Genomic DNA, 11,811 nt, shown 5'->3' with positions numbered 1-11,811 from the left:
AAATAAAGCGATGATGAAAGGTGGCCTTGCTGGTTTGATGAAACAAGCCCAGCAGATGCAAGAGAAGATGAAAGTAGCGCAAGAGCAATTGGCTGCGCTCGAAGTCACTGGCCAAGCTGCTGGTGGTTTAGTCAAAGTCACCATCTCTGGCAAACACGAAATGAAACGTGTTCAGATTGATCCAGGTGCAATGGATGATCGCGAAATGCTTGAAGACTTGTTAGTGACTGCCTATACAGAAGCATTCAAACAAGTCGAAGCAGCTAGCTCACAAGTGATGTCTGGTGCTACTGCGGGCATGCCAATGCCTCCTGGCTTTAAGTTGCCGTTTTAATCATTAACCAAAAACGGTTCATTTAATGGCGCGTCAAGAAGCTCCGCAAGATGCCCTTGGTCGTTTGATCGAGGCATTGCGCGTATTGCCTGGAGTGGGACCTAAGTCTGCACAGCGCATGGCTTTCTATCTACTGCAGCATGATCGCAATGGCGCAGCCGTACTTGCTCAGTCGTTAGGTGAAGCAGTAGAGACTGTAGGTCACTGCGCCCGTTGCAATACTTTTTCAGAGACCCAAATCTGTGGCACGTGTATGGATGACCGTCGTGATCCATCTTTGCTGTGCATTGTGGAAACTCCTGCCGACCAAGTCATGGTTGAGCAGACTATGAGTTTTAAGGGCAATTACTTTGTATTGATGGGCCGTATCTCACCACTCGATGGCATGGGTCCTAATGAAATTCATTTTGATCGACTACTGGGTCGTATTGAAGCGCCCGATACTGGAGTGCCAGTCAGAGAAGTGGTTCTAGCAACGAATTTCACGAGTGAAGGTGAGGCGACAGCCCACTACATTGGTGAAGTACTGAAATCCAAAGGCATCAAAGTCACCAGAATTGCTAGAGGTATTCCGGTGGGTGGAGAGTTGGAGTACGTGGATGCAGGCACCCTGGCTAGAGCGCTGATGGACCGGCGTTAAGTTGGGTGGTTACCCAAAAACCCTTTTACCAATAGCGTTGAATACCGGGCACCACTCCAATAAAATATCTTTCTTGCTTTAAAGTTGCTCAATTACTTTGACAACTTTTTTGCCCAACTCTTTTAATTAATAAATTGTCATTGCTGTACCTCCTACAAATTCGTCATAATTGCTATACTTGTATAGCAAAGACTAGGAGGTCATATGCTGGCAATACGATTACCCAAGGAAATTGAATTGAGACTTGATAATTTAGCCAAGGCAACTGGAAGAACTAAAACCTTTTATGCTCGTAAAGCGATTTTGGCTTATATGGAAGATATGGAGGATCTATATCTAGCTGATAAGAGTATGAGAGCGTTAAAAAGTGGCAAAGTAAAAGCCATTCCATTAGACCAGGTGGAGCGAAATCTTGGTTTGGCTGATTGAGTTTGCCCCATCAGCAGAAAAACAATTAAGAAAATTTGATCCTAAAGTGGCTAAAACAATTTTTTTTTAAGTTTTGCAAAGAGAGGCTTGCAATTCAGGCTGACCCAAGAATTCTTGGCGAAGCCTTAAAAGGTAGCGAGTATGGAGACTACTGGCGTTATCGGGTCGGCGATTATCGAATTATTGCTTCTATTCAAGACAAAGAGATCAGCATTCACGTCGTGAGTATTGGTGATCGAAAGCACATATACAAGTAATGTCCAAAGTGATTAGGTTGTCTCAGAATCTAGTGATGCATGCTAGGAGAGTGGGAAGGTTAGAGGGTCGATTGCCATTTCAACAAATTGAGCATTGGACTCGCTTAGGAAAACTTGCGGAAAATAATTTAGAGTTAACTGGGCAAATGTTGCTAGATATCCTCAATACCCAATCCCCTGAACTCTAATGGTCACTAAGCCGACATAAACCCTAGGTAAATTACATCTTTTTGGGGATAATTTGGTCTGCACCCCTGTTGAGCTTCAATCTCACGCCGTGCCTAACCGAGCTGTCTTGTGTTTACCCTGGTTGATCTGATCATTAGTTGCTTCAAGTTACTACAAGTTACTTTTAGTTATTCGCTGATCATTGATGTCAAGTAATGTGAAATTGTGAATGACCCACAAATCCTACGTTCTTCTGTTGAGCTTGCTCGCCGCCCTTGGTAGCACGACTGCGCATGCCCAGAAGGCGGGATCCGGTTCAGACCAAATTGCTACATTTGCATCTCCTATTGAGAGCTTTCCCACTGAAGGGGAGCTCTTTGGTTTGCCAGTCAATATTCATGGGCAAACAACGTATATTAATCAACGCTATAAGAATTTCAACTCTCCCTATTCTGGCCAGAACAGCTTAGATTCACTCAAATCAATGAGCTATACCTGGTCTGGCACTTTGTTTATGGGTGCACGCATTGCGCCTAATACCGATGTCTATTTCAATCCAGAGGTAGTTTCGGGAGTGCCATTTTCGGGCTTGGTGGGCCTCGGTGGTTTCACCAACGGCGAAGCAACTAAAGCCGGCGGCACTCAAGCCAAGTTTTATTCTGCCAGAGCCTTTGCTCGCCACACCATCAATCAAGAGGGCGATAAAGTTGTTCTAGAAGATGAAGCCAATCAAATTACCCAAACGGTGAGTAGTAATCGCGTAGTGCTCACCGGTGGTCAGTTTTCTACGCTCGATATCTTTGACGATAGCCGTTATGCCAAAGACCCCCGTATTCAGTTTATGAACTGGGGCAATATGACTTATCTAGCTTATGACTATGCAGCTGATGCCAGAGGCTATAGCTGGGGCTTGGCGGGTGAGTGGTATCTCGACAATTGGGTCATGCGCGCCTCCCGCATGCTCGCTCCTAAATCACCCAATGGTCGTGACCTCAATTGGCAAATCTTTAATGCCTATGGTGATCAAGTGGAAGTGGAGCGCCAACACAACATTGCCGACTTGCCAGGCAAGGTCAGCGTCTTAGCCTACCGCAACAAAATGATTTTGGCGCGCTTTGAAGATGCTACGAACTATATTGATCAAAATCCAGGAGCACGTCAGGGTACGCAAGCGATTAACAATGTACGCAATAGCAATCAAATTAAGACGGGTATTGGTATACATGGTGAGCAGGCTTTGACCAAAGACCTTGGCATCTACGGTCGCGCGTTCACATCGGATGGTCAGACCGAGACCATGTCGTTTACTGAGGCGGATAATTCCATATCTGTGGGTATGGGCATGAATGGCACTAGTTGGCAGCGCCCTAGTGACAGCATCGGTATTTCGATGATGCAAAACGGTTTATCCAGTTATCGCCGTGGCTATCTACAAGCAGGAGGCGTGTCTTATTTCATTGGTGATTACGCTAGTCCTAGTCAGACGATTTCGTATTCACCTGAGCGGATTGGTGAGGTCTATTACAACGCTACGGTGATCAAGAACGTGCTTGCGGGTGTGAACTTCCAGCACATCATTAATCCGGCCTATAACTCGGCTCGTGGACCGGTAAACATCCTGTCTTTCAGGGTTCATGCTGAATTCTAGGTATTGCAAGCAGGGATAAATTCATTATTGTCTTTAGAATCAATAAGATAAGAATTCGTATTTCGTGGACATTTGCGCCTGGCACCCTATAATCATTAAAACCCCTTGAAATGTAGGGAAATCCACATTCAGGGCTAAATGAACTGCATTAGTACGGATTTAGAGGCAGCCGATTTGATTCACGGCCAGATGACAACTAGCAAACTGATTGTTGCAAGCGCAAACCCTGCAAAGTGGCTTGCTTATGCTTCACTGTTTTTTGTTTCCTCTGTTTTTGCACAAACTTCACCCCTTAATTCATCGATCCCTGCCACTGTTACTGTGCAGGCAAATGAAGCCCAGAATCTCTTGTCCGCACCCCCAGTTATTAGTAATCAGTCCGCGAATCCTGCAAATGCTGCATCTCTATTTGCACCAGTCACGAAGAGCGATACCCCCAATATTTATACCAAGGGTGCACCATCTGGTCCAACGGATATGGATTTGCGTCAACTGTGGAATGAGCTCAAACTCAACAATCCACAGTTATCTTCATTGCGTGAGTCTTATTTGTCTGCCAAGGCAACCGTGCCGCAGATCAATGCGCCAACCAATCCACAAGTAGGTTTGGTCTGGTCAGGCATGCCAGTCAATTCCCCATTTGCATTGGGTGGGGCAAATACACCAACGCCACAGAATCCTAATGGGATCAGCAGTAACAATGCAATCTCGATAGCCCAGCCATTTCAGTTTCCAGGCAAGAAGAGTTTGGCATCCGATATTGCTAATACGAACGCTGAGGCACTCTTAGCGCAAAGCGAATCTACCTACTTGCAGCTAGGCGCTCAACTATCAACTTTGTATTACACCGCCTTGGCATCGCAAAAACAACTGCAGGTTCTCAAAGAATCGGTCATGCGTTTGGAGATGATTAAGAACGTCGCTAAAGCGCGTTATTCAAATAATGCCGCTGCTTATGTTGAATATCTCAACGCTCAAGTGGCACAAAGCGCAGCGCAAGCCGATCAATTTAATGTCGAGCGTCAACTATCGGTTGCCTTAAACAATATCAATACTTTGGTGGGTCGTCACTCGAGAGAGAAGTTGATCTTGCGCGGTGATGTACGCCGTGCTCTGAATAGCGTGCCTACTTTGTTGGAGCTAGAAGACTATGCGGAAACTAGCCATCCATCCTTAAAGAGCTCTGCCTTGCAGTTAGAGGCTGCTCGTAAGGGTGTGGATTTGGCAAAGAAGGCCTACCTACCGGATTTCCAAGTGATAGGCTCATCCTTTACTCCGCGTGGCCCATTCTCAGCTAACAACGGCGCAATGTTTTATCAGTTGGAGCTTGATCTCATCATCCCACTGTATTTCTTTACCAAAGAAAAATATGGGGTAGAGCAGGCGCAGCGCAATCAAGCGGCTGCAGAGGCAGGCAATATCTCCAATCGTCAACAAATTGTGTTGGCTGTGAATAGCGCCTTTGCAAGCTACGAGCAAGCCAAGAATCAAACCCAATTTCTAAAGGAGCGCCAAGTTCCTCAAGCAGATGCTGCTTACAAGGTTGGTTTAACTCAGTACTCAAATAATGGTCAGGGATTTAACGATTTGCTGACAGCGCAAACGCAATTGCGCAATCTCGAAGTTCAATTAGCGCTAGCGGAAAGTAATTTATTGCAAGCGCAAGCAGTGTTGCTAGTGACATCTGGCAAAGAACCTTTTTAAGGAGCAGTGTTGAAAGACCAAATTCTTTCTTTTCTAAAGCAGTTGGCTGACAAGGCAAAGCCCATCACCGATAAGGTCTTGCGCTTTGGCGGTCATCGATTGCAGCTAGCTTTTGCAAGTGTTGCCGGCTTGTATTGGAACTTGAGCCCTCAAAACCGTAGTCGTGTTCGTTTAGTTGCCGTTGCATTCGCTATTCTTTCTATGGGTATCGTTTTGGGTCGCATTACCAACGTGAATCGCAACGTCAAAATCGAAGTCTCTGACAAGGCATTGAAAGTAGAGAAGAGCGGCATTCTCGAGCTGAAGTTAGCTGGCGTAAAACTCAATCCATTAGTGTATGTTTTCCAAACCGCTGAAAAAGTACAGGTACCGGTAGACATCAAAGTGACTGGTCGTCTGGCCTTTAATGCAGAAAAATCGAAAGTGTTGTCTGCACGTGCACCCGGTCGTGTAGAGCGTATCTTTGCTTTTGATGGCGCACAGGTGAATGTTGGCTCGCCAATAGTTGAACTCTATAGCCCAGAATTTTTGTCTGCCCAGCAAGAGTATTTACTCTCCTCTAAGACCGCTAGGGTTTTGGAATCCAGTAAAACGATGAGTGACTTGCTAGGTGATGCGCGCATCACCCAACAAGCTGCCGCAAATCGTATGCGCAATCTCGGCGCTGGTGATGGCGACATTAATGCAATTGAAGTTACTGGTAAAACTCAAAGTAACTTAGTGATGCGCTCTCCCTTAAAAGGGGTGGTAGTGAAGCGCAATTTTGAGCCAGGTTCCACCGTGAACTCTGGCGATGTGATTGCTACTTTGGCCGATCCTAAACAGCTCTGGTTTTTAGGTAATGTATTTGAGCAGGACTTACGCTTGATTAAGCCAGGTCAAAAAATGGTTTTACATGTTGAGGCATATCCTGATAAAGAATTTGTGGCCTATGCAAACTATATCGCCCCCACAATTGATCCACAAACCCGTGCCTTATTGGTGCGTGCGGAGATTGAGAATCACGATGATCTCCTGCGTCCTGATATGTATGCATCGGCAAAACTGACTACCGGTATGGCCGATGCCATTGTCGTTCCGCAAACAGCAGTGGTTCGGATTAGGGAAATGCGTTACGTGATTGTGAAAGTCGGAGATGAAGCTTACCGCCGTCTCCCTGTTAAAGGCTATGACCTGAACAGCAAGACTTTTGCGATTACTGAAGGTGTTGAACCTGGCGCGCGTATTTTGGCCGAAGGTGCTGTCTTGTTAAATGATCGATTTGCGAAGCAGGAAGACTAAGTGAGCGCATTTACCTCCTTTATACGAGGCGTACTTGAGAAACGTATGCTGGTCATCGTTGGCTCAGTTGTGCTCCTCGGTTTAGGGATGTTCAGTCTTTCTAAGTTGCCAATTCAGCCATACCCAGGAGTGGCTCCATTAACCATTCAGGCGATTTCTCAATGGCCTGGTAGAAGTACGACTGAGGTAGAACAGCAAGTTACCATTCCAGTAGAAAATGCCTTGGCTGGTATTCCTGGGCTACAAGCCTTCCGCTCAGTTTCTTTATTTGGTTTATCCGTTGTGACGCTCAAATTCAACGATACGACTGATCCTTTTAAAGCCCGCCAAACTTTTATTACTAGCTTAGCTAATGTGAGTTTTCCGCCTGGAGTCACATCTAGCGTTAGTCCAGACTCGGATGCCACTGGCGAGATCATGCGTTATGAGGTGAAGTCGGATTACGCTTCATCTACACAATTAAAAACGCTGCAGAACTACGAGATCTATAAAGAACTCAAGCAAACCCCAGGTGTAGCTGATGTCTCCTCATTTGGTGGAAGGGTTCGCCAATACCAGGTCATCGTCAGCCCAGAAAGTCTGCAATCTAAAGGCGTGAGTGTGAATGACTTGATTGCTGCCTTAAGCAATGCCAATAGCAATACGGGTGGTGGACTATTGCCTAGTGGTGAGCAGCAGTTTGTGGTGCGCGGCGTAGGCCTCCTAAAAAATATCGATGACATTAAGCGGGTGGTGATATCCATTCATGATGGTGTACCAATTCGAATTGGTGATGTTGCCAGGGTGGAGATTGGTAATGCTCCGCGATTAGGCATGTTCCAGTTCAATGACAACCCAGACTCAGTCGAAGGTATCGTTTATTTACGTCGCGGGGAAAATGCCACCGAAGTATTGGCGAGGGTTCGCAAAACTGTAGAAAACATCAACAAACAAGTACTCCCACCTGGTATTGAAGTGGTGCCGTTCTATGATCGCCAAGTTCTCCTGGACATCACCATTGGCACGGTTAAACATACCTTGTTCTTTGGTATCTCTTTGGTTCTAGCAGTACTATTTTTCTTCTTAGGTAATTTGCGTGCCGCAGCAGTAGTAGCTGCGGTAATTCCTTTGGCGCTCTGTGTCTCATTTATCCAGATGCACCTGTGGAGCGTGCCAGCCAACCTGATTTCCTTAGGTGCGATTGACTTTGGGGTGATCGTAGATTCCGCAGTGATTCTGACTGAGAACGTCATGCGTCACTTAGAAGAGGGTGGTAAGCGACTTAATCAAAGCATCATCTTGGCAACGAGTGAAGTGCAGCGCGCCATGATTTATTCCACAGGGATCATCATCGTTGCCTACTCACCCTTGTTCTTTATGGGTGGAGTAGAGGGCATCATCTTTAAGCCAATGGCATTCACTATGGGCTTTGCATTGATTGCCGCGATGATTCTGAGCTTAACTTTCTTACCCGCCATGATCTCATTGGTATTCGGTGAGAACTTGCACCACAAACCACCAGGATTTATGACCAAGCTTCTCAGTAGCTATAAACCGCTCTTGAGAAAATGGATGGACCGCCCATTAACAGTAGTGTCTGTTGCAGTATTTGTTTTAGGTCTGACCCTATTAAGTGTTACTCGCCTAGGAACGGCTTTCTTGCCGACCTTAGAGGAAAACAATATTTGGCTACGCGTCACTTTGCCAAATACAGTAGACCTAGATTATTCAGTCAAGATTGCCAATCAGCTGCGCGAGACCTTCTTAAAGCAGCCGGAGATTGATAAAGTTGCCGCTCAAATTGGTCGACCTGATGATGGAACAGACTCTACCGGTGTATTTAACCAAGAGTACGGACTCTATTTAAAGAGTCCAGATAAGATGCCAAGCGGCTCAAGCAAAAAAGATTTGATTGCGCATCTCGAGGTGGAGCTTAATAAGATTCCTGGCGTTACTTATAGTTTCTCGCAATACATTCAGGACAATGTAAATGAAGCGCTCTCTGGCGTGAAGGGCGAGAACTCCGTCAAAATCTATGGCACAGATTTAGAGGTCTTGGATCAAAAAGCCCACGAGGTGATTAATCAGCTCAAAAAAGTACGCGGTGTAGCAGACGAAGGCATTTTGAAGGAATTAGGTCAGCCGACTTTAAATATTCAGATTGATCGAGAGCGTGCCGCTCGCTATGGTATTAATGTGAACGATATTCAAACGGTTGTTGCCAATGCGATTGGCGGTGCTGCCGTTACAAACCTGCTCGAAGATGAAAAGACATTTGGCATCGCAATTCGTTTAAATGAGGGTAGTCGTAATGACGTTGCGGATATCGGCCACCTCTTAGTTGATGCACCTAATGGCGCTGCAATTCCTTTGTCGATGGTCGCTACGGTTCAGCTCAGTGATGGCCCATTCTTTATCTACCGTGAAGCAGGTAAGCGCTATATCGCAATTAAATTTAGCGTACGTGGCCGCGACTTAGGTAGCGCAGTGGAGGATGCACAGTTCTTGGTTGAAAAAAATATTACATTGCCACCAAATTACTCAATTAGCTGGGATGGTCAATTTAATCAAATGAAGCAAGCGCAGAAGAAGTTGATGCTGATCGTGCCATTGGCATTGCTGGGCATCTTCTTATTACTCGTTAGTGCTTTTGGTAATTTCCGTGACGCAGTGATTGTGATGATTAACGTACCGTTTGCAGCGATTGGCGGTGTCCTTGCTTTACATCTCGCGGGTGAGACCTTAAGCATCTCTGCTTTCTTTGGATTCTTATCCTTGTTTGGTATTGCGATTCAGGATGGTGTGATTCTGATCTCTTTTATTAATAAGACTGCTGCTACCGAGCATGGTGAGATGAAGGATGTGATGGTGGAGGGCGCCTCTTTGCGAGTTCGCCCGGTACTGATGACAGCGGCACTGTCTGGATTAGGGTTATTGCCGGCCGCTTTATCTCATTCGATTGGCTCTGAGGCCCAGCGTCCCTTGGCTTTAGTGATCGTGGGTGGCATGGTGACGACGACTATTTTGACCCTCTTGGTATTACCAGTAATATATGGATGGTTTAGAGGTCGCGCATTAACCCAGGCAGCAAAAGCATAGGGCTGTTAAGAAGGTACTGATATTCATGAGTGAAAACACAAAACAGCCACACATCCTGATTTCGAATGATGATGGCTATCTTGCGCCTGGTCTTTTAGCCTTGGTCAATGCGATTCGCCCATTAGGTCGCGTCACAGTGATTGCCCCTGAGCAAAATCACAGCGGTGCATCGAACTCGTTAACACTCTCACGACCACTCTCGATTCATCGGGTAGCGGGCGGTGAGCGTGATGGTTTCCTATTTATTAATGGCACACCGACCGATTGTGTGCATATCGCTATGACGGGCTTCTTAGATGAGAAACCTGACTTAGTAGTTTCTGGCATCAATCAAGGTGAGAACATGGGTGAAGATACTCTGTACTCAGGCACTGTGGCTGCTGCAGTCGAAGGTGTGATGTTTGGCGTTCCCGGAATTGCCTTCTCACAAATTGATAAAGGCTGGAACCAGATTGAAGATGCCGCAAAAGCAGCTCACGATATCGTTGCGCAAACGCTAGCATCCAAGCTGACTCACACCGATGGCGCTGCTACTTTGCTGAACGTCAATATTCCGAATCGTCCCTATGCCGAGCTAAATCGCTGGCGTGTGACGCGTTTAGGTAATCGCCACCATTCTCAACCAGTAGTAGTACAAAAAAGCCCACGTGGCGATGATATTTATTGGATTGGTGCCGCAGGGCATGCCAAAGATAGTTCTGAAGGTACGGACTTTCATGCCATTGATGAAGGGTGTATCTCGATCACGCCAATGCAATTAGACCTAACGCACCATGCGCGCTTGGCTGCCATGCAAGCTAACGGCTGGACGCGCGGTTGAGGCCAGCGGCAGAACGTAATGCCGGTCATCGGCAAGCTTTAGCTGCGAAAGTTCTCGCTGCTGGGGTAAAGCATGGAAAAACATTAGAAGCCATTGCTACTGTTCCGCGCCATGCATTTATGGACGCGGGTATGCATCCTCAGGCCTATGAAGATACTGCTTTACCAATCGGCCACTCACAAACGATTTCCAAGCCATCGGTAGTGGCACGCATGATTGAGCTTTTGCATAAGCCCAAGCAACAATTGGGTAAGGTATTGGAGATTGGTACTGGCTGTGGTTACCAAGCCGCTGTTCTCAGCTTACTGTCTGATGAGGTCTATTCGATTGAGCGTATTCGTCCTTTGCACGATATGGCGAGAGAGAAGTTGCGCCCATTTCGCATTAAAAACCTCCGTCTCATTTACGGCGACGGCATTTTGGGTCTACCTCAAGCCGCTCCATTTGATGCCATTATTCTGGCAGCAGCCGGCTTGGGTATTCCGGATGCTTTATTAGAGCAATTGGCTATTGGCGGGCGCCTAGTTGCCCCAGTCGCCAAGAATGAGAAAGAGCAGCAATTGATTATGGTGGAGCGGATGAGCTCCCAGCGCTATCAAAGAACCGTTCTAGACGAGGTCTTTTTTGTCCCCTTACAATCAGGGGTAGTATGAAAATCCTTATGAATATGCCATCTAAATACCTCCTATTGCTACTCGCAATGGCTTCTTTAGTACTGAATGTGGGTTGCTCAACCACGCCCAGAGCAAAACCTGCCACGGTAGTTGACCGCAGTGGTGGTGGTAGCAGTGCAACTAGTGAGGCTGCACCTCCTGGCTACTATCGCGTCAAGCGGGGTGATACCTTGGCTCGAATTGCCTTAGATAACGGCCAGTCTCCACGCGATTTAGTGCAGTGGAATAATTTATCAAACCCCAATTTAATTGAAGTAGATGAGCTCATTTTAGTAAGACCACCAGCTAATAGCAAAATGACTGTGAAGCCCATTCCTAAAACAGCTGGCGATACTCCCAAAGCCGAAGTACCAAAAGTAGATGCTGCCAAAGAGCCTCCTAAAGAAATCGTTGCTGAGCCGGGTATTCGTTTATCTTGGCCAGCCAAAGGTAAGGTTACGGATGATTTCAGTGAAAAGACTAAAGGCATTGATATTGCCGGTAAGTTGGGTGAGCCTGTAACAGCAGCCTCTGAAGGCAAGGTCGTTTACGCTGGTAATAGTTTGCGTGGTTACGGCAATCTGGTCATCATCAAGCATGACAATACCTATCTCACGGCGTATGCCCACAACCGCACGCTCACGGTAAAAGAGGGTGATTCGGTGAAGAAGGGGCAGAAGATTGCCGAGATGGGCGATACCGATGCAACTTCAGTCAAGCTCCACTTCGAATTACGCGTGAATGGCAAGCCGGTAAATCCAACGCCATACTTGCAGTAATTGCCTTCAATCCATTGTTA

11 protein-coding genes and 1 pseudogene are annotated in these 11,811 nt (G+C 46.5%); all 12 read left to right on the top strand.

Translation table 11 applies throughout. The features are described from left to right. Positions 1 to 10 precede the first annotated feature (10 nt). Positions 11 to 334: a YbaB/EbfC family nucleoid-associated protein gene (locus ICN26_RS08170; protein ID WP_046330302.1), complete on the top strand. Its 324-nt coding sequence runs from the start codon at positions 11 to 13 to the stop codon at positions 332 to 334. A 25-nt stretch (positions 335 to 359) separates the two neighbouring features. Further along, entirely contained in the window at positions 360 to 974 is a 615-nt protein-coding gene (gene recR / locus ICN26_RS08165; protein ID WP_216267961.1) for a recombination mediator RecR, read from the top strand. A gap of 204 nt (positions 975 to 1,178) precedes the next feature. Continuing rightward, positions 1,179 to 1,403: a type II toxin-antitoxin system RelB family antitoxin gene (gene relB, locus ICN26_RS08160; RefSeq protein ID WP_216267960.1), complete on the top strand. Its 225-nt coding sequence runs from the start codon at positions 1,179 to 1,181 to the stop codon at positions 1,401 to 1,403. A 35-nt stretch (positions 1,404 to 1,438) separates the two neighbouring features. Continuing rightward, positions 1,439 to 1,660 (top strand): type II toxin-antitoxin system RelE family toxin, encoded by a 222-nt coding sequence (locus ICN26_RS08155; protein WP_255534446.1) that lies wholly within the window; start codon positions 1,439 to 1,441, stop codon positions 1,658 to 1,660. Beyond that, complete coding sequence (locus ICN26_RS08150) at positions 1,660 to 1,848, top strand: TA system antitoxin ParD family protein (RefSeq protein WP_216267959.1); 189 nt, start codon at positions 1,660 to 1,662, stop codon at positions 1,846 to 1,848. Before ICN26_RS08155 ends, ICN26_RS08150 begins: the two co-directional genes overlap by 1 nt. Positions 1,849 to 2,057: 209 nt before the next feature. After that, complete coding sequence (locus ICN26_RS08145) at positions 2,058 to 3,476, top strand: carbohydrate porin (RefSeq protein WP_216267958.1); 1,419 nt, start codon at positions 2,058 to 2,060, stop codon at positions 3,474 to 3,476. Between the two features lie 138 nt (positions 3,477 to 3,614). Beyond that, positions 3,615 to 5,180, top strand: a complete 1,566-nt coding sequence (locus tag ICN26_RS08140; protein WP_255534444.1) for a TolC family protein — start codon at positions 3,615 to 3,617, stop codon at positions 5,178 to 5,180. A gap of 9 nt (positions 5,181 to 5,189) precedes the next feature. Continuing rightward, positions 5,190 to 6,461, top strand: a complete 1,272-nt coding sequence (locus ICN26_RS08135) for an efflux RND transporter periplasmic adaptor subunit (RefSeq protein WP_216267957.1) — start codon at positions 5,190 to 5,192, stop codon at positions 6,459 to 6,461. Continuing rightward, a complete protein-coding gene (locus ICN26_RS08130) occupies positions 6,462 to 9,539 on the top strand; it encodes an efflux RND transporter permease subunit (protein ID WP_216267956.1) in 3,078 nt (1,025 codons plus the stop codon). It begins immediately after the preceding gene. 25 nt (positions 9,540 to 9,564) lie between these two features. Next, positions 9,565 to 10,359: a 5'/3'-nucleotidase SurE gene (gene surE / locus ICN26_RS08125; protein ID WP_216267955.1), complete on the top strand. Its 795-nt coding sequence runs from the start codon at positions 9,565 to 9,567 to the stop codon at positions 10,357 to 10,359. Between the two features lie 29 nt (positions 10,360 to 10,388). After that, positions 10,389 to 11,012: pseudogene (locus ICN26_RS08120) on the top strand (protein-L-isoaspartate(D-aspartate) O-methyltransferase); the annotation flags it as partial. An 8-nt stretch (positions 11,013 to 11,020) separates the two neighbouring features. Then, positions 11,021 to 11,791: a peptidoglycan DD-metalloendopeptidase family protein gene (locus ICN26_RS08115; RefSeq protein WP_255534443.1), complete on the top strand. Its 771-nt coding sequence runs from the start codon at positions 11,021 to 11,023 to the stop codon at positions 11,789 to 11,791. Positions 11,792 to 11,811: the final 20 nt, after the last annotated feature.

This window comes from Polynucleobacter hallstattensis (assembly GCF_018881835.1).
Taxonomy (GTDB): Bacteria; Pseudomonadota; Gammaproteobacteria; order Burkholderiales; family Burkholderiaceae; genus Polynucleobacter; species Polynucleobacter hallstattensis.
The sequence above is the reverse complement of the archived record's forward strand: the minus strand, read 5'-3'. Positions and strand labels throughout refer to the sequence as shown.

Excerpts from the sequence above, each read along its gene's own strand:
- ICN26_RS08115 (WP_255534443.1), top strand. The coding sequence starts at position 11,021 with ATGAATATGCCATCTAAATACCTCCTATTGCTACTCGCAATGGCTTCT.
- surE (WP_216267955.1), top strand. The coding sequence starts at position 9,565 with ATGAGTGAAAACACAAAACAGCCACACATCCTGATTTCGAATGATGAT.
- ICN26_RS08140 (WP_255534444.1), top strand. The coding sequence starts at position 3,615 with ATGAACTGCATTAGTACGGATTTAGAGGCAGCCGATTTGATTCACGGC.
- ICN26_RS08145 (WP_216267958.1), top strand. The coding sequence starts at position 2,058 with ATGACCCACAAATCCTACGTTCTTCTGTTGAGCTTGCTCGCCGCCCTT.
- ICN26_RS08150 (WP_216267959.1), top strand. The coding sequence starts at position 1,660 with ATGTCCAAAGTGATTAGGTTGTCTCAGAATCTAGTGATGCATGCTAGG.
- relB (WP_216267960.1), top strand. The coding sequence starts at position 1,179 with ATGCTGGCAATACGATTACCCAAGGAAATTGAATTGAGACTTGATAAT.
- ICN26_RS08170 (WP_046330302.1), top strand. The coding sequence starts at position 11 with ATGATGAAAGGTGGCCTTGCTGGTTTGATGAAACAAGCCCAGCAGATG.
- recR (WP_216267961.1), top strand. The coding sequence starts at position 360 with ATGGCGCGTCAAGAAGCTCCGCAAGATGCCCTTGGTCGTTTGATCGAG.